The sequence below is a fragment of the Streptomyces sp. NPDC050560 genome, assembly GCF_044457285.1.
Taxonomy (GTDB): Bacteria; Actinomycetota; Actinomycetes; order Streptomycetales; family Streptomycetaceae; genus Streptomyces.
Window position 1 is genome coordinate 100,668 of sequence record NZ_JBITGT010000018.1, and the last position, 21,806, is coordinate 122,473.

Genomic DNA, 21,806 nt, shown 5'->3' on the forward strand with positions numbered 1-21,806 from the left:
CCACGACCCCACCGACCCCCGCCGCCTGCACCGGCACGGCCGCGACGGCCCGAGAGGGGGTGGCGCCATGACCCGGCCGCGGGCGGTGCTCACCATGAACCCCCGGCAGCTCGCCGGAGCCCTCTTCGACGACGCCACCATGGCCCGGCTGCGCCGCGTCGTCGACATCGACCCCGGCCTGGTCCTCGGCGAACTCGACTCCGAGGGCTCGCGCGCCGCGCTGGCCTCCGCCGAGATCCTCATCGGCGGCTGGGCGGCGCCCGTGATCAGGGCGGAACACCTCCCGCACACCGCCCGCCTGCGCGCCGTCGTGTACGCGGGCGGTGTCGCCGCCACCCTCCTCGAAGAACCCGCGGTGTTCGCCGCCCGCGGCGTGGTGGCCGCCAACGCCCGCGCCGCCAACGCGGTCCCCGTCGCCGAGTACACCCTCGCCATGATCCTGCTCGCCGGCAAGGGCGCCCTCACCGCGGGCCGGCTCTACCGCCGCTTCAGATACCTGCCCGACCGCACCAACCCCGTACCGCACGGCGGCAACTACCGCGGCACCGTGGGCATCGTCGGCGCCTCCACCGTGGGCCGCGCCGTCCTCGGCCTGCTGCGCCCCTTCGACCTCGACGTCCTGCTCTACGACCCCACCCTCACCGCCGAGCAGGCCACCGCGCTCGGCGCCCGCCTCGTCCCGCTGCCCGAACTCATGGCACACAGCCAGGTGGTGTCGCTGCACCAGCCGCTCACCCCCGAAACCCGCGGCCAGATCGGCGCGGAACTCCTCGCGCTGATGCCGCGCGGAGCCACCCTGCTCAACACCGCACGGGGCGCCGTCGTCGACGAGGACGCCCTGCTAGCCGAGCTGCGCACCGGCCGCATCGACGCCGTACTCGACGTCACGGAACCCGAACCCCCGGCCAGGGACAGCGAGTTGTGGACCATGAGCAACGTGGTGCTCACCCCGCACCTGGCGGGCTCCATGGGCGGCGAGCTGCGCCGCATCGGGCAGTCCGTCGCCGACGAGGTGGAGCGGTACGCGGCCGGGCTGCCCTTCGCCCACCCCGAGGACCTGGCCGCCTCGGCCGCAGCGAGGGTGCGGTGAGCACGATGCGTACCCATGTGACCCCGCGCGGCCAGCGGCTGACCCGGCTCGGCCTCGGCGCCGCCCAACTGGGCAACCTCGCCAGGGCCACCACCGACGAGGACGCCGCGGGCGCCGTGGCGGCCGCGTGGGCGAGCGGAGTGCGCTACTTCGACACCGCGCCCCACTACGGCCTCGGCCTGTCGGAACGCCGCCTCGGCGCCGCCCTCGCCGACCGCCCCCGCGCCGAGTACACCGTCTCCACCAAGGTCGGCAGGCTGCTGGTGCCGAGCCCCCGGACCGCCGACCGGCAGGACGACGGCGGCTTCGCGGTGCCCGCCGCCCACCGCAGGCAGTGGGACTTCAGCCGGGACGGCATCCTGCGCTCCCTCGAAGGCAGCCTGGAGCGCCTGGGCCTCGACCGCGTCGACATCGTCTACCTCCACGACCCCGACGACCACTGGGAGCAGGCGTCCACCACCGGGGTGGCCACCCTGGTCGAGCTGCGCGACCAGGGCGTCGTCGGCTCCGTCGGCGTCGGCATGAACCAGGCCGCGATGCCCGCCGAGTTCGTCCGCCGCTGCGACATCGACCTGGTGATGCTCGCGGGCCGCCACACCCTGCTCGACCAGTCCGCCACCGAGGAGCTGCTGCCGCTCGCCCTGGAGCGCGGGGTGGAGGTCGTCGCCGCCGCGGTCTACAACTCGGGCCTGCTCGCCTCCCCCCGCCCCCCGGCCGACGCCACCTACGACTACACCCCCGCCTCCCGTGAGCTGACGGAACGCGCCCGCGCCCTCGCGGACGTCTGCGAGCGGCACGGCACCACCCTGCCCGCCGCCGCCGTCGGCTATCCGCTGCGCCACCCCGCGGTGGCCTGCGTCGTCCTCGGCGCCCGCGACGCCTCCCAGTCCACCGCCAACGCCCGGCGGCTCGGCGCCGAGGTGCCCGAAGCCCTCTGGGCCGAACTCACCGCCCTCGGCCTGATACCCGCCGACCCCGCCACCCCCGGGGAGCGGCCATGACCGTCATCGACGCCCACCAGCACGTCTGGGACCTCGGGCGGGCCCCGTACGACTGGCTCGGCCCCGCCATGGCCCCCGTCGACCGCACCGTCGCCTTCACCGAGGCGCGCCCCGCGCTGCGCGCCGCGGGCGTCACCGGCACCGTGCTCGTGCAGGCCGCCGACCACGACGCCGACACCGACCACATGCTCGCCACCGCCGCCGCCCACCCCGAGATCGTCGGCGTGGTCGCCTGGGTCCCGCTCGACGACCCCGCGAGGGCCCGCGCCCGGCTCACCGCGCTGCGCCGCGACCCGCATGTGGTGGGGGTGCGCGCCCTCCTCCACGAGCGGGCGGAGCAGGACTGGATACTGCGGCCGGAGGCAGGTGAAAGCCTCGCGCTGCTCGCCGCCGAGGGCGTCGCCTTCGACTACGTGGTCTCCGCCCCGGCCGCGCTGGCCCACCTACCGGAGCTGGCCCGCCGCCACCCGGGGCTGCGCCTCGTCGTGGACCACCTCGGCAAACCCCCGGTCGGCGGCGACGCGCGCGAGCGTGCCGCCTGGCGCGGACTGCTCGCCGCCGCCGCCCGCCACCCCAACGTGCACGCCAAGCTCTCGGGCCTCTACGCGGCCCACGGCCCGCTCGACTCCTGGACCACACGGGCGGTACGGCCCTTCGTCGACGACGCCCTCGACCTGTTCGGACCCGGGCGCCTGATGTACGGCGGCGACTGGCCCGTCTCGCTGCTCGCCGGGGGCTACGCCCGCACCTGGGAGGCGTACACCCACCTCCTCGCCGACCTCGACACCGCCGCACGGGACGCCGTGCTCGGCGGCACCGCCACCGCCTTCTACCGCATCGACACGGCCCTCCTCGACGCCGCGCGCGCCGCGGCCGTATGAACCGCCCCGGAAGGAACGCCATGGAACACCGCACCACCGCCCCGGACACCGCCGCCCTCGCGGGCTGGCTGCGGACCTGGGTGACGGCCGAGGGCGCGATCAACGGCTTCCACAACCACAGCGTGTGGGGCACCAACCCCTTCAGCTTCCTCGACTTCACCAGCGGGCACACCGCCTTCGCGGGCCCCGCGGTCGGCGCCTTCGCACAGGCGCTCGCGGCCGACCCCGACGAGCGCGGCACCGACCTGCTGCGCCGCCTGGTGCGCTACCAGTACTCCGAGGTGCAGGCCGACGGCCAGTACGAGCACATCGGCTTCCAGGTCGGCGAGTCCGCCACCCAGGGCCTCATCCACAACGCCGTCGGCAGCCTCGGCATCCTGCTCGCGCTGAAGCACGCACGCCATCTGCTGCCCGCCGACGAGGCGGCGGCCGCCCTGGCCGCGGTCCGGCGCAACCTCGACGCCTGCGAGGTGTACGGCGGCGGCCGGCCGGGCGAGGACGGCACCTGCAACCAGGAGTACGCCAGGGTCTGGGTGAAGCAGCTCTACACCGAGCTGTCCGACGACACCGTCTTCGCCGCGCAGCTCCCCGAGGACCTGGCCACCCTGGTACGCCTCTTCCACCACCGCGGTGTCCCCGACGACGACAGCGCGGCCACCTTCCGCACGGTCGGGGACAGGCGCGGCGGCGGCATCCTGGAGCCCGCCGAGTACTACGGCCTGTGCATCGTGCCGCTGGTCATCGGCTACCGCACCCACGGCGACCCCGAACTGCTCGCCGAGGCACGGCGGCTGTGCCGCCATGTGGCGCGCTCCGCGTGGACCGACACCGAGGGCGCCACCCGCTACCACCGCTACTGGTACGTCAAGGACGGCCGGGCCCTGAAGACCGACACCCCGATGCTGATCGCGGGCATGGGCCTGACCCTCTACGGCATCCACGAGGTGCTGGCCGAGGGCCCCGACGCCGAACTTGAGGCGTTCACCGAGGCGTGCCTCGCCACCTACGCCCGCTACCAGACCCCCGCCGGTTACTTCGCCTCGGCGAGCGGCTGGCACAATGAGGCCGACATCGCGCCGAGCACCGCCTGGCACGCGCACGACCTGCTGTTCCTGATGGCACGGTGCGGCGGCGGCGAGGGCTTCTGGGACCGGGTGTTCGCCGCCCGCGACCGGCAGTCGGTGCTGGTGAGCGACCGCGCCTTCTGGGCCGAGCGTGGTGCGCACTGGTGTGTCCGCAGCCCCCTGACCGCGGGCGACCTGCACCTCTACGGCCGCAAGGACCGGGCCACCTTCACCCGGGAGTTCTTCTCCTGGACCGACCGCGAGCCGCTGCCCGAGGAGTTGCACTACCCCGACGTCCCCGAGTTCTTCGTCGCGAACGACGGCATCCACCGCGTCGACACCGCCGAGGACCCCACCGACATCACCGCCGTCGGCCCGCTGCCCTACCGGGGCAGGCTCTGACGGCGCCGCCCGGCAGCGCTCGCGCCACCCCGTCCCGTACCCGCACACCCGAACGTCCCCCCGTCCGAACCGCCCAGGGGAAGCCGACCCACCGAGTGCCTCCCCCATCGAGGAGAAGAGAGACGACAATGATGTCAACCAGCCGATGGAGCAGGGCACGTGGCGCCGCGGTGGCCGCCACGGTTCCGCTGATCCTGGTCGCCGCCTGCTCGTCGGGCGGCAGCGGCTCGTCCGGCGGCAAGGACGGCGAGATACGGATGATGGTCAACCTCACCGACAACCTCGACCAGGCGTACTGGAAGAAGCTGGTCAAGCCCTTCGAGGACAAGACCGGGCTCAAGGTGAAGATCGAGGGCCCGACCGGGAAGTCCGTCGCCGAGTCCTTCCCCGAGCAGCTTGCCGCGGGCACCGCGCCCGACGTCATCCAGTCGATCTTCCCCGACGACGACACCGCGCCAGAACTGGTCGACCTGAGCGGCGAGTCCTGGGCCAAGGGCACCCCGATGTTCGAGAACTACGCCATGAAGCGGGAGCACTACGCCGTCGGCGTGGGGGAGCAGACCCAGTCGCTGATCTTCTACAACAAGGACGCGTTCAAGAAGGCGAAGATCAGCAAGACGCCCACCACCTGGGACGAGCTGGCCACCGACATGGGCAGGCTCAAGAAGGCCGGCTTCACCGCCATGCAGACCGCGGGCGACTTCCAGACCGGCCTCCAGCTCCAGCAGATCTACCACCCCGCGCTCAACCAGGCGCACCCCAAGTGGCAGACCGACGTCAACAACAGCATGCTGAACGTCGGCGACGCGTACAAGCCGATGTTCCGGATGTACGCGGACTGGATCAAGAAGGGCTACATCGCCAAGAGCGACGCGGGCCTCGACCCCTCCCAGGCCGACGGCAACTTCATCGCGGGCAAGGCGGGCCTCTACACCAACGGGAGTTGGTTCGCCGCCACCCTCGACCAGGCCGAGGACGTGCCCTTCGAGGTCGGGGTGTTCTCCCCGCCGGTCGACGACGGCAAGCCGTACCCGGGCCCGCAGGGCGCCACCATGGCCGACCCCTACATGATCAACAAGGGTGCGCGCAGCGAGTCGGACGCCAAGAAGCTGGTGAAGTACCTGGTCACCGACAAGGCCGCGATCGAGGCCCAGCTCGGCTCCGACGGTGTCTTCCGCAAGGACGCCAAGCTGAAGCAGACCGCCCTCGACACCGAGGTGCAGGGCATCCTCAACGACGCGCCCGAACTGGTGGCGGTCGGCGAGGGCCAGGGCAACGTACGGCTGCCGGTGACCGGGTTCAACCCCAAGTTCACCGAGGTCGCCCAGAGCCTCTACACCGGCAAGAGCCCGGACGAGGCCGCGAAGACCATCGACCAGTGGGTCAGTGAGAACCGCTGACGATGGCACGCAAGTCTCCCTCACGGTCGCGGGGATGGCGCGACGCCGGCGCCCGCGTCAGCATGGTCGTCCCCGCGATCCTGATTTACGTCGCACTGCTCGTCGTGCCGGTGGTCTACGCGTTCTACTACAGCTTCACCGAGTACAACGGCTTCCCGAACCGCATACCCGAGTTCATCGGCCTGGCCAACTACCGCACCATCTTCGACTCCAGTGACATCACCGGCACCATGGTGGTGACCGTGATCGTCGCCGCGGTGGGCGCGGTGGCGGTCAACCTGGCCGCGCTCGGCCTCGCGCTGCTGTTGCAGCGGACCAACAGGTTCAACACGTTCGGCCGGGTGGTCATGTTCTACCCGCACGTGCTGAGCGCGCTGGTGGTCGGCTTCCTCTGGCAGGCCATCCTGGGCCCGCAGGGCGTGGTCAACACCATGCTGGAGAAGGTCGGCACGGACAGCCTGCCGTTCCTCAGCGACCCGGACTGGGCGCTGTGGTCGATGATCCTGGTGATCGTCTGGTCGCTGTTCGGGGTGCAGCTCATCCTCTATCTGGCCGGGCTCCAGGCGGTCCCCGCCGACCTGCTGGAAGCGGCCCGTATCGACGGCGCCGGGCGCTGGCAGACGTTCCGCGCGGTCACCTGGCCGTCGCTCGCCTCCACCGTGACCGTCGCCATCATCACCTCCGGCATCTCCCTGCTGAAGACGTACGACGTCGTCGTGTCGCTGACCGGGGGAGGGCCCGCCGGGTCCACCAAGACCCTCGCCTACTCGATCCTCGCGGTCTCGTTCCCCCAGCGGAAGATCGGCGTCGCCTCGGCCCAGGCCGTGCTGCTGATCCTCGCGGCCGCGGTCCTCGCCATCACGGTCCTCGTCCTGCGCAGGCGCGCCGAGGACGACGCGGAGTCCATCGGATGAAGAAATCAAACAGTGCGGCCGCCGCGGTCCGGGTGGCGTTCATCTCCCTGGTGTCGCTCGGCATGCTCGTGCCGATGTACATCCTGGTGGTCAACACCTTCAAGAGCCAGCAGGAGATCCTCGCCAACCCGTTCTCGATCGACTTCGCCACGGCCACGTTCCAGCACCTCGCGGACGCCTGGGACAACCCCGACTTCAGCATCCTGAAGGGGTACGGCATCACCATCGCGCTGGTGCTCGCCGTGAACGCCATCGCGATGGCGGTGTGCGCGCCCGCCGCCTACGTCCTGGCGCGCACCCCCAGGCTGGTCGCCAGGCTGCTGCTCTTCTTCTTCATCGCGGGCATGTTCATCCCCACCCAGGTCATCCTGGTGCCGGTGATCTTCGTGCTGCGCGCGGTGGGCCTGATGGGCACCCTGCCGGGCCTCATCCTGTTCATGACGGCCACCACCATCCCGTTCACCCTGTTCGTGTTCTTCGGCTACATCAGGGTGCTGCCGCGCTCGCTCGACGAGGCGGCGGCCATCGACGGGGCGGGCAGGTACTACACCCTGTGGCGGATCATCCTGCCGCTGATGCGCCCGATCATCGCCACCGTGTTCATCCTGAACTCGCTCAGCGTGTGGAACGACTTCGCCAGCCCCCAGATGATCCTGGGTCCCGGCAGCGGCATCTACACGGTCACCACCGGGGTGTACCAGGCGGTGGGGGAGTACTCGACGGACTACACCAAGGTGTTCCCGACCCTGCTGCTCGCGGTCATCCCGATCCTGGTGATCTTCATCGTGATGCAGCGGCACATCATGAGCGGCCTTGCGGCGGGGGCGGTCAAGGGCTGAACCGGGGGGTGGTTCCGGCGGGCGGCCCGGCGTGGCCGCCCGCCCGCGCCGCGTCCCGCCATGTCGGCCAAATGCCCTGCACACAGGGCGAATTGGGGATGTACCGGCGTTGAAACGTAGCCCCGCCGAAGCTACGGTCAAGCCAGACAGCACACGTAACACCTTTTACATGTGTCCCACGGGACCCACCCCTTACCTGAGGCCGAACCGTGCTGTCCTCCCTCGGCCAGGACAGGAGTCCGACGAGCATGAGAAGAAGACAGAGACAGAGATGGGGCACGGCCGCCGCGGCGGCCGCGTTCGCCGCGGGCACCGCCCTCGGCACCCCGGCGGCCGCGGGGGCCGCCCAGGACCACGGCGCCGCCGCGGCGGGCACGACCGTCTACGTGGCCACCGACGGCAAGGAGGGCGCCTCCGGCACCCAGGACGACCCGTTCGCGACCGTCGAGGACGCCCGCGACGCGCTGGCGGGCACCACGAGCGCCGACGCCCCCGGCACCGTCTACCTGCGCGGCGGCACCTACCCGCGGGCCGAGACGGTCGAGCTGAAGGGCGCCGCGAACTCCTACGTCACCTACGCCGCCTACCCGGGCGAGAAGGTCGAGTTCACCGGCGCCGCCGACCTCGCCGCCGACAAGTTCACCCCGGTCGACTCGCTCGCGGACAGCACCGACGCCAAGTGGTCCTCGCTCGTCCGCATCCCCGAGTCGGTCCGGGCCAAGGTGTACGCCTACGACCTCGGCGCCGAGGGCATACCGGCGGGCGACATCTACAAGAACGGCTTCAACTGGGAGGCCCAGCCCTTCGCCCCCGAGCTGGTCACCGACGACGCCACCCAGACCGTCGCCCAGTACCCCAACGGCACCGACCAGCTCGACGCCACGGACGTCGGCGTCCAGGAGGCGTTCAAGGGCGCCAGGGACTACTTCTCCGACAAGACGCCGGACGGCAGCAGCCTCCCCTACGACGAGATGCTGAAGCTGCCGGGTCCTGTGTACTCGGTGGTCAGCGACGCGGTCAGGGAGCGCTACACCGACTGGGCGCCGCCCACCGACACCGGCTCGGAGAGCTCCACCGACCAGCCCGACCGGGACATCGACAACACCAAGTACGAGACCGACGGCTGGCTCTCCGGCTACTTCGGCAACAACTACGGCAACGACCGGGTCCGCATCTACTCGGTGAACCCCGAGGGCACCGACGACGACGGCCAGGCCGCCGACTGGAACATCCGCACCAAGTTCCCCACGATGTACGCGGCCACCGACAAGTGGACCAAGTTCGTCGCCCAGAACATCCTCGGCGAGCTGGACAGCGAGGGCGAGTACTACATCGACCGCTATGACGGCCACGATGTGCTCTACTACTACCCGCCGGGCGGCTCGATCGACGGCAAGCACATCACCCTGACCGCCTTCGACCAGCCCTTCTTCACGCTGGACGGGGTCACGGGCGTCACCCTCAAGGGCCTCACCCTGAACGGGTCCACCGGCAGCGGGGTGCGGATGCTGGACGCCGAGTCCTGCACCCTCGACTCCGACGAGATCATGAACGTCAGCCTGGACGCCGTCACCATCGGCGTGTCCAACCAGGTGCCCACCGCGCTGCCCGAGTTCACCACCAGCCGCGGCGGCCACGACAACAAGGTCGTGAACAGCAAGCTCCACGACCTCGGCGGCGGCGGGGTGTTCACCGCCGGAGGCGACCGCAAGTCCCTCGATCCCGGCAACAACACCGTCGAGCACAACGAGATCTACAACTTCTCGAAGCTCGCCACGTACACCCCGGCCGGCTACATGGACGGCGTCGGCAACACCTTCGCGTACAACGACGTCCACGACGCACCGCACATGGCGATCCAGATCATGGGCAACGACATGCGCATCGTCCACAACAGGTTCGAGAACATCCTCACCAACACCTCGGACCAGGGCGTCATCTACGCGGGCCGCGACTTCACGTACCTCAACAACGAGATCGCCTACAACTACTTCGGCCATCTCAACCACGCCGACGACCAGGCCGTCTACATGGACGACGGCGCCTCGGGGCTCGTCGTGCACCACAACTACTTCGAGGACGCCGAGCACGGCCTGTTCTTCAACTCCGGGCACAGCAACGTCGCGTCCGACAACGTCTTCAACGACGTCACGGACACCGGCCACGACAAGCTCTACCACTCCGAGGGCCAGAAGCTGCCCGTCTCCAACTCCATCGTCGTCATCGAGCGCTTCGACGACATGCTGAAGCCGGGCGACGGCACGCACTTCACCAACACCCAGGCCAACATCGACAAGTGGTACGCCGCGTACGCCGCGCAGTACCCCAACATCGAGGACTGGTACGTCCCGGTCGACAGCGCGGGCGAGGTGTGCGCCGCGGTCGGCACCACCGACTGCACCCAGAGCTACGTCTGGGAGGACCCCGACTCGCTCTACGTCCCCTCGCACAACGTGCTGACCCGCACGGTCCGCATCAACACCGGGGACTTCGCCTACACCGACGGCGCCGCGGGGCAGACGGTGAAGACCTTCAGCCCCGACTTCAACTCGTACGACGTCTCGGGCGACGCCCCGTCGGACTTCGCCTTCGACACCGCCACCGGCACCTTCGGCGCGGACTCCGCGCTGAAGACCACGGACGGCTTCGGCGAGGACTGGCTGAAGGACTGGAACGACAACTTCGACCTCACCGGCGTGGGACCGCAGGACTGACCCCCGCATGAGGACCCCCACGCGGCGGCGGACACAGCCGCGCCCTGCCGCCGCGTGGGCCATCCCCCCGGGCTCCGGGCCCGCTCAACGCCCCAGCTCCTCCGCCACGAACGCCAGCGCCGTCGCCGTCTGGAACGCGCCGCCGCCCTCGTGGCCGCCGTACGGCCAGATCTCCAGGGACTTGGGCCCCGCCCACCCGTGGTGCGCGGCGATGACCGTGCCTGGCGGGCAGACCGGGTCCCTCAGCGCCGCGGAGAACAGCGCGGGCGCGGTGGCGCGCGCGGCCAGGTTCACCCCGCCGAAGTAGTCGAGCGCGGCCGCCGCGATGGCGACGCCGCCGCCCTGCCCCGCGCCGTGGACCGCGACCCGGTCGGCATCCACCCGCGGATGCGCGCGCCGCGTCGACCGCCCGCACCGCGTCGGTGAAGAGCCGCCGGCAGATACGGGCCCGGTGTCTCACCCGGACACAGAAAACAGGGGGCGGTCGGTCGGGGACGCCCTGCCTCACCGGCCACTTACGTCCGATCTGTTGTGGCCGAAATGCGGGCGCTATATCTTCGGCCGGACCTCGATCGGCCTGCAAACAGCAGAGTGAGGAGCATCCCTCCATGGCGCTGCCCACCCCTGACCATCGGCAATCATCCCCCAGTCGTCGGACCTTTCTCGCGGCCTCCGCCGCCGGTGCCCTGGCCGCCACCGCGCTGCCCCGTTACCGCGCCGCCGCCGCGGAGCCCCTGCGCCCGGCCGGGGACCCCCGGGTGCCGGAGCGCGACGCGCTGCGGCTGTGGTACCCGGGCCCCACCGACCGGGACCGGATGATCGAACAGGCGCTGCCGATCGGCAACGGGCGCCTCGGCGCCCTCGTCGGCGGGGTACAGGACGGCGAGACGCTGTATCTCACCGACGGCACCCTGTGGACGGGCGGCCTCAACGACACCCTCGACGACGACGGCCAGTTCCCCTACGAGCAGGAGCACTTCGGCTCCTTCACCCAGCTCGCCCACCTCACCGTCGCCGTCCCCGGGCACACCGCGGACACCGTCACCGGCTACCGCCGCGCCCTCGACCTCAGCAACGGGCTCGTCACGTCCTCGTACGAGCACGGCGGCCACACCTTCCACCGCGAGGTCTACGCCAGCCACCCCGACGACGTCGTGGTCGTCCGGCTCACCTCCGACGGCGGCACCCTCTCCGGAAGCGTCACCCTCGACGGCACCCACGGCGAGACCACCGCCGCCGCCGGGGGAGTGCTCGGCATCGCCGCCGCCTTCGACAACGGGCTGCGCTACGCCGCCGCCGCGACCGCCACGGCCGCCCACGGCACCGTCCGCGCCTCCGGCACCGCCCTCGCCTTCGAGGACTGCGCCGAGCTGACCGTCGTCCTCAGCGGCGGCACCGACTACGCCCCCGACGCCGCCCACGGCTACCGGGACCCGGGCACCGTCCCCGCCGACCTCGCCCGCGCCAAGGTCCACGCCGCCGCCCGGCACCCCGCTGCCCTGCTGCGCGCCACCCATGTCGCCGACCACCGGCGCCTCTTCGACCGCATGGCGCTCTCCCTCGGCACGTCCGACGAGCGGCAGCGCGGCCTCGACACCTGGGCAAGGCTCACCGCACGCGCCGCGGAGGGCGCCCCGCCCGACCCCGAACTGGACGCGCTCTACGTCCAGTTCGGCCGCTATCTGATGATCTGCGGCTCACGCGACAGCGTCCCGCTGAACCTCCAGGGCCTCTGGCTCGACGGCAACTCGCCCGCCTGGATGGGCGACTACCACACCGACATCAACGTCCAGATGAACTACTGGATGGCCGACAGAACCGGCCTGCCGTCCTGCTTCACCCCCCTGATCGACTACTGCCTGTCCCAACTGCCCTCCTGGACCGACGTCACCGCCCGCACCTTCAACGACCCGCGCAACCGCTTCCGCAACTCCTCGGGCCGAGTGGCGGGCTGGGCCGTCGCGTTCTCCACCAACATCCACGGCGGCTCCGGCTGGTGGTGGCACCCCGCCGCCAACGCCTGGCTCTGCAACACCCTCTTCGACCACTACGCGTACACCGGCGACCGCAAGGTGCTGGAGCGCATCCACCCGCTGCTCCAGGGGGCCTGCGCGTTCTGGGAGGCCCGTCTTGTCACGACCACCGTCGACGACCCCGACGCGCCGGGCGGCACCCGCCAGGTCCTCGTCGACGACAAGGACTGGTCCCCCGAGCACGGCCCCCAGGACACCCTCGGCAACACCTACTCCCAGGAACTGGTACACGCCCTCTTCGGCAACTACCGCACCGCCTGCGAGGTGCTGGGCCGCGACCGCGCCCACGCCAAAGCCGTCGGCGCCCTGCGCGAACGGCTCTACCTGCCCCGGGTCAGCCCGGCCACCGGCTGGCTTGAGGAGTGGATGTCCCCCGACAACCTGGGCGAGACCGAGCACCGCCACCTCTCGCCGCTCATCGGCCTGTTCCCCGGCGACCGCATCCGCCACGGCGCCGGCCCCGACGACCTCCTCGCGGGCGTGCGCGCCCTGCTCACCGCGCGCGGCATGGACAGCTACGGCTGGGCCAACGCCTGGCGCGCGCTGTGCTGGGCGCGGCTGAAGGAGCCCGAGACCGCCTACCGCCTCATCGGCACCAACCTGCGGCCGTCCCACGACGGCGGCAACGGCACGGCACCCAACCTCTTCGACATCTACGAGGCGGGCCCGGGCGACGGCATCTTCCAGATCGACGCCAACTTCGGCACCCCGTCCGCCGTCGTCGAGATGCTGGTCCAGTCCCGCCCAGGACACGTCGAACTCCTCCCCGCGCTCCCCGCAGCCTGGGCGCGGGAGGGCCACATCACCGGCGCCGGGGTGCGCGGCGGCTTCGTGCTCGACCTGCACTGGCGCCACGGCCGCCCCACGAGCGCCGTGCTGCACAGCGTCGGCGGCACCGCCACCACCGTCGTCGCCGGACACCGCTCCCGCACCGTGCGGCTGCGCCCCGGAGCCTCCGTCACCCTCCGCGGCCCCGGGCTTTCCTGACGTTCCGTCGGGAATGCCCCCGCATGCCACCGGCCTGAACGGGCCACCGCACGCAGAAGTTTCAGTTAATTAGCAATAATCGTTGACAGCGGCGCGGGCGCGTCAGATCTTGGTGACTCGCCCGCGCCCGACCCCGGTCACGCCGTTACGTACCTGGGCCCGGAGGCGGCGCGTGTCCTGACACCAGCACCCCTCCGGGAGGGCAACCCATGTGGCAACGCGCGACGACGACCCCCCTCCGGCGCGCGGCGGCCGTGCTCGGCGCCCTCGCCCTCGCCGCCGTCACGGTCCCCGCCGCGCAGGCCGCGGAGGCGGGCACGGCCCCGGGCCGCGGCGGCGGACACACCCCGCTCGCCCCCACCCCGTACATGGGCTGGAACACCTACTACGGGCTCGGCGCGCCGACCGAGGGCCAGGTCAAGGACGTGGCACGGCAGATGGCCAGGAGCGGTCTGCTGCGCGCCGGGTACGACATCGTCTGGCTGGACGGCGGCTGGCAGGGCCCCGAGCCCCGCGACGCGCGGGGCAGGCTGACCGCCGACGCCGGACGCTTCCCCTCCGGCATCCCCGCGCTCGTGAACTGGCTGCACCGGCACGGCTTCAGGGCCGGGATCTACACCGACGCGGGCGAGTACGACGGCGGCACGAGCTGCGGCCTCGGCAGCGGCGGCCACCAGGAGCAGGACGCCAGGCAGTTCGCCGACTGGAAGGTCGACGCCGTCAAGGTCGACTTCCTCTGCGGGATCTCCCAGAAGCTCGACCCCGCGCCGACGTTCAAGAAGTTCACGGACGCCGTCGCCAAGACCGGCCGCCCGATGCTGCTCAACCTGTGCAACCCGCTCACCGACGACTGGGGCATCCCGCACACCCCCGCCCAGGACGCGCACCACGCGTACACCTACGGCCCCGCCCTCGCCACCTCCTGGCGCACCGACACCGACATCGCCTTCGGCACCCCGACCGCGGGGGAGTGGTCGAGCGTCCTGCGGAACATGGACAACAACGCCGCCCACCCCGAGGCCCAGAGCCCCGGCCACTACAACGACCCGGACTACCTCATACCGACCCGCACCCTGGCGGACGGCGGCTACGAGCTGAACCCCGAGGAATCCACCAGCCAGTTCGTGATGTGGGCCGAGATGGGCTCGCCCCTGGTGATCGGCTCCGACCCGCGCACGCTCTCCCCGACGATGCTGCGCACCCTCACCAACCCGGAGATCATCGCCGTCGACCAGGACCCGCTGGCCCGCCAGGGTGTCCGCGTCGCGGGCGACACCACCGCCGAGGTGTACAGCAAGGTGCTGCACGGCAGGGGCGGGCGCGCCGTCGCGGTGCTCAACCGCTCCGGCCGACCGGCCACCCGCACCGTGCGGTTCGCCGACACCGGCCTCACCGGGCGCGTCGCCGTGCGCGACCTGCGCGCCCGCCGCGACCGCGGCGCCCACACCGGCTCGTACACCGTGACCGTGCCGCCGCACGGCACCGCCTTCCTGCGGCTGTCCGGCCACGAGGCCGCCCCGGGCGCCGCGGGCACCGCCCGGTGACGGCGCCGTGCAGCCGTGCGTGAGCCAGCCACCGCAAGCAACCCAGGGAGCCACACCATGACCGCCATCCCCCGCCCGGGCCGCCGCGGAGTCCTCGCCGCCGGTGGCGCCGCCACGGCCGCCGCCCTGCTCGGCGGCTGTGTCACCGCCACGTCGAGCGGCGGCAAGAGCGGGGCGGGCGGCGGCCCCGTGACGCTCCAGTCCAACCTGTCGGCGCCCCTCGCCAAGACCGCGATGCAGAAACTCGTGGCCGCCTACGGCGAGAAGGGCGAGGGCAAGGTGTCCCTGAACACCATCGCCGCCGAGACCTTCCGCACCCAGCTCCCCACCTACCTCACCTCGGCCAACCCGCCCGACCTGCTCACCTGGTACCCCGGCTCGGTCGCCGACGCCTACTCCCGGCAGAACCTGCTCCTCGACGTCGGCGACATCTGGGACGGGCCCGACCTGTCGACGTACTCGGCCGCGCAGAAGAAGATCTGCACCGACTCCCGGGGCAGGAAGGTCTTCGTGCCCGCCTCCTACTACTGGTGGGGCGTGTTCTACCGGAAGTCGAACTTCGCCAAGTGGGGCGTCAAGGAGCCCAGGACCTGGGACCAGTTCCTCGACGTGTGCGACAGGCTGAAGGCCAGGAAGATCGCCCCCATCGGCCTCGGCGCGGGCAACGGCACCACCTGGGTGGCCTCGTCCTGGTTCGACTACCTCAACATCCGTATCAACGGCGCCCCGTACCACCGCGACCTGCTCGCCGGAAAGCACCGCTTCGACGACCCCGAGGTCCGCAGGGTCTTCGACCGCTGGGGCGAGGCGCTGCCCTACTTCGACCCCGACGGCACCGCCCTCGCCTTCCAGGACGCCACCACCGCGCTGCTCCAGGGCCGCACCGGCATGATGCTGATCGGCACCTTCTTCGCCGACGCCGCCCCCAAGGACGCCCTGGACGACATCGACTTCTTCCGCTTCCCCGTCATCGACCCCAAGGTGCCGATGGCCGAAGAGGGCCCCACCGACGGCTACTTCGCCAGCGCCCACACCCGGCGCGAGGCGGCGACCAAGAAGTTCATGGAGTACCTGGCCACCGCCGAGGCACAGGAGCTGTACGTCAAGGGCTCCTCCGGCACCTCCATCCCCGTCCACCCCAAGGCGAAGGACAGCGGCACCGCGCTGGTGAGGAAGGGCCGCGCGCTCATCGAGAACGCCGACGAGGTCACCCAGTTCTTCAACCGCGACTCCAGCGACGCCCTCCAGCCCTCCGCGGACACCGCGCTCACCCACTTCCTCTCCAAGCCCAAGGACGTGGGGTCGATCCTCACCACCTGGCAGCGCGACGCCCAGAAGATCTGGAGCAAGTGAGATGGCGGTCCTCGGCGCGCCCACGCGCCGCCGCCGCGCGACCGGGGTGCCGCCCGCCGTGCTCCTGTTCCTCCTGGTGCCGCTGCTCGCCGAGGGGTTCTGGGTGCTGTGGCCCGCCATCCAGGGCTTCTACCTCGCCCTGACCGACTGGGACGGGGTCGCCCCGGCGACCTTCGTGGGCTTCGGCAACTTCCGGGAGGCGTTCGGCGACTCGGTCTTCCGCGGCGCCCTCTGGCACACCGTGCTGTGGCTGCTGCTCTTCGGCGGCCTGTCGATCGTGCTCGGCCTCGGCGCCGCCCTGCTGCTCCAGCAGGAGCGCCGCGGCGTCGGCTTCTACCGGGCCGCGCTGTTCCTGCCCGTGGTGTTCTCGCTGGTCGCCACCGCCCTCGTCTGGCAGGCGATGTACCAGCCCGACGGGCTGATCAACCGGGCGCTCGGCGGCGTCGGGCTCGACGGCTGGACGCACTCCTGGCTGGCCGACCAGGACACCGCGCTGTACGCCGTCATCGTGCCCGCGCTGTGGCGCGAGATCGGCTATGTGATGGTGCTCTACCTCGCCGGGCTCAAGGGCATCGACCCCGTGCTCCACGAGGCGGCGAAGGTGGACGGCGCGGGTCGCCGCCAGCGCTTCAGGCACATCACCCTGCCCCAGCTCAGCAGCGTCAACGCGGTCGTGATCTCGGTCATCGTCATCGACTCGCTGCGCTCCTTCGACGTGGTGTGGGCCCTCACCCGCGGCGGCCCGTACCACTCCTCCGAGCTGCTGAGCACCTACATGTACTCGACCGCCTTCCAGTCGGTGCGCCTCGGCTACGGCTCCGCGCTCGCCGTGGTGATCTTCGTGCTGGCCTTCGGCGTCATCGTGTCCTACCTCGTCCGCGCCTTCAGGGAGGCCGAGTGATGGCTGCCACCGACACCGCGGCGCGCCCCGCCGCCGCCGAACGGCGCACGGCCGGGCGCTCCGCCAACGACCGGGCGAGGCGCCGCCGCAGGCTCGGCACCGCCGGTTTCCACACCGGCGCCGTTCTGCTGTCCGCGCTCTGGCTGCTGCCGGTGGCGCTCGTCCTCGTCACCGCGACCCGCTCCTTCGACGACATCGCGAGCAACGGCCTCGGCGCCCTCCCGCACAGCTTCACCCTCGGCGGCTTCTCCCAGGCGTGGACCGACGGCGGCCAGGGCAGGGCGCTGCTCAACAGCCTGATCGTCACCGTGCCCGGGGTGCTGCTGTCGCTCGGCCTCGCCTCCCTCGCGGCGTTCGCGCTGAGCCGCTACGAGCTGCCCGGCAGGCGCACCGTGCTGCTGCTGATGCTCGCCGGCAATCTGCTGCCCCCGCAGATCCTGCTCGTCCCCGTCTCCAAACTCAGCGAGCTGCTGGGCATGTACGACAGCCTGTACGCGGTCATCGGGGTGCAGGTCGGCTTCGGCGTCGGGTTCTACGTGTTTGTGCTGCACGGGTTCATGCGGGCGATCCCCCGGGAGATCCAGCAGGCCGCCGTCATCGACGGCGCCGGGCCCTGGACCGTCTACACCCGGATCGTGATGCCGCTGACCAGGCCCGCGCTCGCCGCGCTCAGCGCGCTGGCGTTCACCTGGATCTTCAACGACCTGCTGTGGTCCATCACCGTGCTGCGCACCGACTCCCGGATGCCGGTGACGGCCTCGCTGATCGGGTTGCAGGGCCAGTACGTGTCCGCGTGGAACGTGATCGCGGCGGGCTCCGTGATCGCGGCGGCGCCGACCGTCCTCGTCTTCCTCCGCTTCCAGCGGCACTTCGTGGCGGGCCTGAACCTGGGTGCGGTCAAGTAGCGCGGTCGGGGAGGGGCCGGCCCCTAGCCGAACAGCATGCGGAGGTGGTCGTTGAGGAAGAGGCCGTGCGGGTCGAAGCGGGTGCGCACCTCGTCGAAGTCCCGCAGCGCGGGGTAGAGCCGGTGCACGTCGGCGCGGTCGTGGCGGTAGAGCTTGCCCCAGTGCGGGCGGGCCTCGTAGTCCGAGAACAGCCCGTGCAGGTCGTCGAAGAACGCCTCCTCGCCGGTGTCGGGCCACGCACCGGCCGAGACCGTGATCGAGTCCCGCTCGAAGAACGGCGAGAGATACGCGTCGTCGCCCGCGGCGAATCGGAAGAACAGCGGGTGCGCGCGTTCCGGGTGCCGTTCCCGCAGCAGCCCGCGGGCGGCGGCCATCAGCTCGGCCGCCCGCCCGACGGGCATCGCGTACTCCATCTCGTAGAAGGGCGCGGGCGGTTCCGTGCTGCGGAAGGAGAGCACGTGGTGGGCGGGCTCGCCGTCCGCGCCGTCCGACTTGTCGAAGGAGAACGACAGATTGCGGTCGCCCATGGCGACGCCCGGCGGGCTCGGGATGCGGTAGCACGTCTCCAGCGAGTCGTCGTGCGGCGACCACATCGTCGAGTAGTGGCGGTGGGCGGCGAGGTCCGTTCCCAGGGTGTGCAGGGTGTCGCTCCACGTGGGGCAGCCGATCTCGCGGCGCAGATGGTAGCGCGGCTCGACCTGGAGCCGCACCTCCACGATGACGCCGAGCATGCCGAGGCTCACCCGCGCCGCGCGCAGCTCGTGCTCGTCGTCCTCGTCGATCTCGACGAGTTCGCCGCGGCCGTCGACGAGGCGGACGCCGCGCACGAAGCTCGCGATGTTCCCGATCCCGCTGCCGCTGCCGTGGGTGCCCGTCGACAGCGCCCCCACGATCGTCTGCTGGTCGAAGGCGCCCTGCTGGCTGAGGGAGTAGCCGGCGTCCCACAGCAGGTCGCCGAGGTCGCGGACGACCGTGCCCGCGGGCACCCAGACGGTGTCCGTGCGCGGGTCCACCCCGGCCGCTCCGGTCAGCGACCTGGTGTCGACGAGCATGCCGCCCGTCGGCGCGAGCGGCGACCACGAGTAGCCCGCTCCGGCGGGCCGCACCGGTATCCGCCGCCGCACGGCGTGGCGCACCGCCTCGACGGTCTCGTCGACGGTGCGGGGCCGCACGGTGTGCCGTGGGGTGGACGACTGGGCGCCGAGCCAGTTTGTCCAGACCTGGTCGCGGCGGTCGGGCGCCGCGAACTTCGGTGCCTCGGTGGGGCTGGAAACGGTCACGGTGGCTCCGCGGGTCTCGGCTCGTCGGGCCGCGTCGGAGCACGCCCCGGCGAGGCTGGGCGGCTGTTCATGAGAATCGTATCTCACGAAGCTCGCTAGGATGGCGGGATGCCGAGACCGCGCACCAGAGAAGTCGACCTCGAAACGGGGCGGGTGGACCAGAAGCGGCGCACCAGGGCCGCCATCGTGGCCGCCGCGACCGAGCTGACGCTCGGCGACGGGCCGATCAGCCTGGCCCGTGTCGCCCAGCGCGCCGGGGTGTCACGGGCGACGCTCTACCGCCACTTCCCCGACCTGCCGACCCTGGGGCTCGCCGTCGCGCGCGGCGTCTGGCGGGAGCCGGAGGAGGTCCTTGCCCCGCTCGCGGGGGTGACGGAACCGGTGGCGCGGGTGCGGCACGCGGCCGGCTACCTGCTCGCCACCATGCTGCGCTTCCGGCGCAGCGTCCGCGCCGTCATCGGGGAGTCACTGGCCGACCCCGACGCGCTCGGGCACCGCCCCGATCTGCGGATGCCGCTGATCGCCGCGGCGCTCGCCCCGACCCCCCTCGACCCCGCCGCCCGGGAGCTGCTGACCGGGCGGCTCGCGGTGGTCATGGGCCCCGAGGCGCTGTTCGTGCTCACCGACGTCGTCGGACTCGACGGGGACACCGCGGTCGGCCAACTCCTCGACCTCGCGGAGACGGTGGTGCGCGCCGCCCTCGTGGCGGCGCCCGACGCGCCGCCCGCGAACGGCTCCTGACGCCCCGTCAGCGGCGCGGCTGGGGGGACCTGCGGCGCCGCCACGCCTCCTCGATGTGCGCGGACATGGCCTGCGCAGCGCCCTCCGAGTCCCGCGCCAGCAGCCGCTCCACGATGCGGCGGTGCTCGGCGTTGGCGGTGCGGCAGGACGCCTCGTCGGGGGTGCCGTTGTACAGCTCGGTGGTGCGCGCCTGGGCGTGCACGATCCTGACGATGGACTGGCCGAGGCGGTTGCCCGACGCGTGCATCACGGCGGCGTGGAAGGACACGTCGCTCTCGATGAAGCGCAGCGGGGTCGAGGTCTCCCGGTCGAGCCGGGACAGCATCGCCTGCGCGGCGCGCAGGTCCTTGTCGCTGCCGACCGCGGCGGCCTGCGCCGCCATCTGCGACTCAAGCGCCGAGCGCACCCCCACGAGCTGGTCAAGCACGACCAGTTCGTCGTCGTGCTGGAAGGTGGCCGCGAGGACCACAGGGTCGAGGAGGTTCCACTCCTCCTGCACCGTGACGGTGGTGCCGGAACCCTGTCTGGCGTGGACAAGCCCCTTGGTCTCCAGGGCCTTCACGGCCTCCCTGACGGTGGTGCGGCTCACCCCGAACGTCTCGCACAGCTCCGCCTCGACCGGCAGCGCGGAACCGGGCGGGAAGTGCCCCGCCACGATCCGGTCCGTGAGGGCCTCGATCACCGCGTGGGCCAGCCTGGCCGGGCGCCGGGGCCACGGGGCCAGCTCAGCGACCGCGGGGCCCTCCCCTGTGCCGGGCTGCGCCATGTTCGGTTCCTCTCGTCGTGGGGGCTGGCCGGCTCGATTCTAGCCTGGCACCCCTTGACAGCATTCGTATGACGACTTACGTTACACGAACATTTCCGGGGAGCCGGATACGGCCCGCGCACCCGCGCCACCCCGCCGCCCGCTTCCCGTACGACACCGAACAGCAGCCGAGGTCAGCCATGCGCCAGGGTCACGACGGTGTGTTCCGCCGCACGGCGCGCCGCGCGTCCGCCGCCGTCGCCGCCCTCACCGCGCCGACCCTGCCGGCGGCCTGCGGCGAGGCGGGCCCGCCGCCCGCCGGGACCCGGGCCCCCTTCGCACCCGTCGCACAGCACCCCGGCAGCGAGATCACCGTGTGGGCCGACGCCACCCGGGCGCCGGGAGTCAAGGCGTACCAGAAGGCGCACCCCGGTGTGAAGGTGAAGGTCGTCACCTACAGCGGCGACGCCAACGGCGCGAACGACCTCCAGACGAAGGTGCGGCTCTTCGACCGGGCCGGTGGCGGCTGGCCCGACGTCGCCTTCAGCACCAACTACAACGACGCCGCGTGGGCCACCGAAGGCCGCACCCCCTACGCGGACCCGCTCGACGACGGCATCGTGCGCAAGTCCACCCTCGACGGCTTCGCGTGCTCTCCGCCGCCCGCATCGACGGCTGCTCGGAGTGGCGGGTGTTCCGGCACGTCGCGCTGCCACTGGCCAGGCCGGTGATCGCGCTCGTCGGGTTCTTCGACTTCACCGGCAACTGGAACAACTTCTTCCTGCCGTTCGTGATGCTGCCCGACAGCAACCAGTACCCGGCGCAGGTCGGCCTGAACAACCTGCTGACCTCGTCGTCCGTCTTCAACACCGCGGCCGGGCTCGGTGAGAGCATCATGCGGCCGGAACTCGCACTCGCCCCCCTGATCACCGTCGTACCGGTGCTCCTGGGGTTCCTGTTCTCCCAGCGGGCCCTCGTCTCGGAGATGCTCGCGGGTGCCACGAAGGAGTGA

The 21,806-nt window shown here is 71.7% G+C and carries 18 protein-coding genes and 1 pseudogene; 16 read left to right on the top strand and 3 right to left on the bottom strand.

Annotated features, from left to right (window positions below; all coding sequences use genetic code 11):
- The first annotated feature begins 67 nt into the window (after nucleotides 1-67).
- The 8 genes from ACIBIW_RS32020 to ACIBIW_RS32055 all read left to right on the top strand — a co-directional run bounded on the left by ACIBIW_RS32020 (nucleotide 68) and on the right by ACIBIW_RS32055 (nucleotide 10,305).
- Nucleotides 68-1,090 (top strand): hydroxyacid dehydrogenase, encoded by a 1,023-nt coding sequence (locus ACIBIW_RS32020; RefSeq protein WP_399341236.1) that lies wholly within the window; start codon nucleotides 68-70, stop codon nucleotides 1,088-1,090.
- Nucleotides 1,091-1,095: 5 nt separating this feature from the next.
- Nucleotides 1,096-2,091 (top strand): aldo/keto reductase, encoded by a 996-nt coding sequence (locus ACIBIW_RS32025; protein ID WP_399341336.1) that lies wholly within the window; start codon nucleotides 1,096-1,098, stop codon nucleotides 2,089-2,091.
- Entirely contained in the window at nucleotides 2,088-2,972 is an 885-nt protein-coding gene (locus ACIBIW_RS32030; protein ID WP_399341238.1) for an amidohydrolase family protein, read from the top strand. Before ACIBIW_RS32025 ends, ACIBIW_RS32030 begins: the two co-directional genes overlap by 4 nt.
- Nucleotides 2,973-2,992: 20 nt before the next feature.
- On the top strand, nucleotides 2,993-4,438 hold the full coding sequence (locus tag ACIBIW_RS32035) for a hypothetical protein (protein ID WP_399341240.1): 1,446 nt from the start codon (nucleotides 2,993-2,995) through the stop codon (nucleotides 4,436-4,438).
- Between the two features lie 128 nt (nucleotides 4,439-4,566).
- The gene (locus ACIBIW_RS32040; RefSeq protein ID WP_399341243.1) at nucleotides 4,567-5,838 is read left to right on the top strand and encodes an ABC transporter substrate-binding protein; all 1,272 of its coding nucleotides are present in this window, start codon (nucleotides 4,567-4,569) and stop codon (nucleotides 5,836-5,838) included.
- A gap of 2 nt (nucleotides 5,839-5,840) precedes the next feature.
- Nucleotides 5,841-6,752 (top strand): carbohydrate ABC transporter permease, encoded by a 912-nt coding sequence (locus ACIBIW_RS32045; RefSeq protein WP_399341244.1) that lies wholly within the window; start codon nucleotides 5,841-5,843, stop codon nucleotides 6,750-6,752.
- Nucleotides 6,749-7,591, top strand: a complete 843-nt coding sequence (locus ACIBIW_RS32050; RefSeq protein WP_399341246.1) for a carbohydrate ABC transporter permease — start codon at nucleotides 6,749-6,751, stop codon at nucleotides 7,589-7,591. The genes ACIBIW_RS32045 and ACIBIW_RS32050 overlap by 4 nt, the downstream gene beginning before the upstream one ends.
- Nucleotides 7,592-7,839: 248 nt before the next feature.
- A complete protein-coding gene (locus ACIBIW_RS32055; protein ID WP_399341248.1) occupies nucleotides 7,840-10,305 on the top strand; it encodes a right-handed parallel beta-helix repeat-containing protein in 2,466 nt (821 codons plus the stop codon).
- A gap of 84 nt (nucleotides 10,306-10,389) precedes the next feature.
- On the opposite strand, the gene ACIBIW_RS32060 is transcribed toward ACIBIW_RS32055, so the two are convergent.
- Nucleotides 10,390-10,686: an acetylxylan esterase gene (locus ACIBIW_RS32060; protein ID WP_399341250.1), complete on the bottom strand. Its 297-nt coding sequence runs from the start codon at nucleotides 10,684-10,686 to the stop codon at nucleotides 10,390-10,392.
- Nucleotides 10,687-10,913: 227 nt separating this feature from the next.
- Here ACIBIW_RS32060 and ACIBIW_RS32065 point away from each other — a divergent pair, with 227 nt between their 5' ends.
- From ACIBIW_RS32065 to ACIBIW_RS32085, 5 genes are all read left to right on the top strand, one after another.
- Entirely contained in the window at nucleotides 10,914-13,325 is a 2,412-nt protein-coding gene (locus ACIBIW_RS32065) for a glycosyl hydrolase family 95 catalytic domain-containing protein (RefSeq protein ID WP_399341252.1), read from the top strand.
- 209 nt (nucleotides 13,326-13,534) lie between these two features.
- Entirely contained in the window at nucleotides 13,535-14,869 is a 1,335-nt protein-coding gene (locus ACIBIW_RS32070) for a glycoside hydrolase family 27 protein (protein WP_399341254.1), read from the top strand.
- 57 nt (nucleotides 14,870-14,926) lie between these two features.
- Nucleotides 14,927-16,222 (top strand): ABC transporter substrate-binding protein, encoded by a 1,296-nt coding sequence (locus tag ACIBIW_RS32075; protein ID WP_399341255.1) that lies wholly within the window; start codon nucleotides 14,927-14,929, stop codon nucleotides 16,220-16,222.
- Nucleotide 16,223: 1 nt separating this feature from the next.
- Nucleotides 16,224-17,123: a carbohydrate ABC transporter permease gene (locus tag ACIBIW_RS32080; RefSeq protein ID WP_399341256.1), complete on the top strand. Its 900-nt coding sequence runs from the start codon at nucleotides 16,224-16,226 to the stop codon at nucleotides 17,121-17,123.
- A complete protein-coding gene (locus tag ACIBIW_RS32085) occupies nucleotides 17,123-18,028 on the top strand; it encodes a carbohydrate ABC transporter permease (protein ID WP_399341258.1) in 906 nt (301 codons plus the stop codon). The genes ACIBIW_RS32080 and ACIBIW_RS32085 overlap by 1 nt, the downstream gene beginning before the upstream one ends.
- A 23-nt stretch (nucleotides 18,029-18,051) precedes the next feature.
- Here the strand turns inward: ACIBIW_RS32085 and ACIBIW_RS32090 are convergent, their stop codons facing one another.
- Entirely contained in the window at nucleotides 18,052-19,308 is a 1,257-nt protein-coding gene (locus tag ACIBIW_RS32090; protein WP_399341260.1) for a D-arabinono-1,4-lactone oxidase, read from the bottom strand.
- A 108-nt stretch (nucleotides 19,309-19,416) separates the two neighbouring features.
- Between ACIBIW_RS32090 and ACIBIW_RS32095 the strand changes: the two genes are divergently transcribed.
- Nucleotides 19,417-20,049 carry a TetR/AcrR family transcriptional regulator gene (locus ACIBIW_RS32095; protein ID WP_399341262.1) on the top strand — a complete coding sequence of 211 codons (633 nt, stop codon included), beginning with the start codon at nucleotides 19,417-19,419 and terminating at the stop codon, nucleotides 20,047-20,049.
- A 7-nt stretch (nucleotides 20,050-20,056) separates the two neighbouring features.
- On the opposite strand, the gene ACIBIW_RS32100 is transcribed toward ACIBIW_RS32095, so the two are convergent.
- A complete protein-coding gene (locus tag ACIBIW_RS32100; RefSeq protein ID WP_399341264.1) occupies nucleotides 20,057-20,815 on the bottom strand; it encodes a FadR/GntR family transcriptional regulator in 759 nt (252 codons plus the stop codon).
- Between the two features lie 179 nt (nucleotides 20,816-20,994).
- Here ACIBIW_RS32100 and ACIBIW_RS32105 point away from each other — a divergent pair, with 179 nt between their 5' ends.
- Together ACIBIW_RS32105 and ACIBIW_RS32110 are read left to right on the top strand one after the other, a co-directional pair.
- On the top strand, nucleotides 20,995-21,525 hold the full coding sequence (locus tag ACIBIW_RS32105) for a hypothetical protein (protein WP_399341266.1): 531 nt from the start codon (nucleotides 20,995-20,997) through the stop codon (nucleotides 21,523-21,525).
- Nucleotides 21,444-21,806: pseudogene (locus ACIBIW_RS32110) on the top strand (ABC transporter permease subunit); the annotation flags it as partial. The gene ACIBIW_RS32105 and the pseudogene ACIBIW_RS32110, both read left to right, overlap by 82 nt.

Coding starts and splice junctions, on each gene's coding strand:
- ACIBIW_RS32075 (WP_399341255.1), top strand. CDS start 14,927: ATGACCGCCATCCCCCGCCCGGGCCGCCGCGGAGTCCTCGCCGCCGGT.
- ACIBIW_RS32020 (WP_399341236.1), top strand. CDS start 68: ATGACCCGGCCGCGGGCGGTGCTCACCATGAACCCCCGGCAGCTCGCC.
- ACIBIW_RS32030 (WP_399341238.1), top strand. CDS start 2,088: ATGACCGTCATCGACGCCCACCAGCACGTCTGGGACCTCGGGCGGGCC.
- ACIBIW_RS32025 (WP_399341336.1), top strand. CDS start 1,096: ATGCGTACCCATGTGACCCCGCGCGGCCAGCGGCTGACCCGGCTCGGC.
- ACIBIW_RS32100 (WP_399341264.1), bottom strand. CDS start 20,815: ATGGCGCAGCCCGGCACAGGGGAGGGCCCCGCGGTCGCTGAGCTGGCC.
- ACIBIW_RS32065 (WP_399341252.1), top strand. CDS start 10,914: ATGGCGCTGCCCACCCCTGACCATCGGCAATCATCCCCCAGTCGTCGG.
- ACIBIW_RS32085 (WP_399341258.1), top strand. CDS start 17,123: ATGGCTGCCACCGACACCGCGGCGCGCCCCGCCGCCGCCGAACGGCGC.
- ACIBIW_RS32050 (WP_399341246.1), top strand. CDS start 6,749: ATGAAGAAATCAAACAGTGCGGCCGCCGCGGTCCGGGTGGCGTTCATC.
- ACIBIW_RS32095 (WP_399341262.1), top strand. CDS start 19,417: ATGCCGAGACCGCGCACCAGAGAAGTCGACCTCGAAACGGGGCGGGTG.
- ACIBIW_RS32035 (WP_399341240.1), top strand. CDS start 2,993: ATGGAACACCGCACCACCGCCCCGGACACCGCCGCCCTCGCGGGCTGG.
- ACIBIW_RS32045 (WP_399341244.1), top strand. CDS start 5,841: ATGGCACGCAAGTCTCCCTCACGGTCGCGGGGATGGCGCGACGCCGGC.
- ACIBIW_RS32105 (WP_399341266.1), top strand. CDS start 20,995: ATGCGCCAGGGTCACGACGGTGTGTTCCGCCGCACGGCGCGCCGCGCG.
- ACIBIW_RS32070 (WP_399341254.1), top strand. CDS start 13,535: ATGTGGCAACGCGCGACGACGACCCCCCTCCGGCGCGCGGCGGCCGTG.
- ACIBIW_RS32040 (WP_399341243.1), top strand. CDS start 4,567: ATGATGTCAACCAGCCGATGGAGCAGGGCACGTGGCGCCGCGGTGGCC.
- ACIBIW_RS32080 (WP_399341256.1), top strand. CDS start 16,224: ATGGCGGTCCTCGGCGCGCCCACGCGCCGCCGCCGCGCGACCGGGGTG.
- ACIBIW_RS32055 (WP_399341248.1), top strand. CDS start 7,840: ATGAGAAGAAGACAGAGACAGAGATGGGGCACGGCCGCCGCGGCGGCC.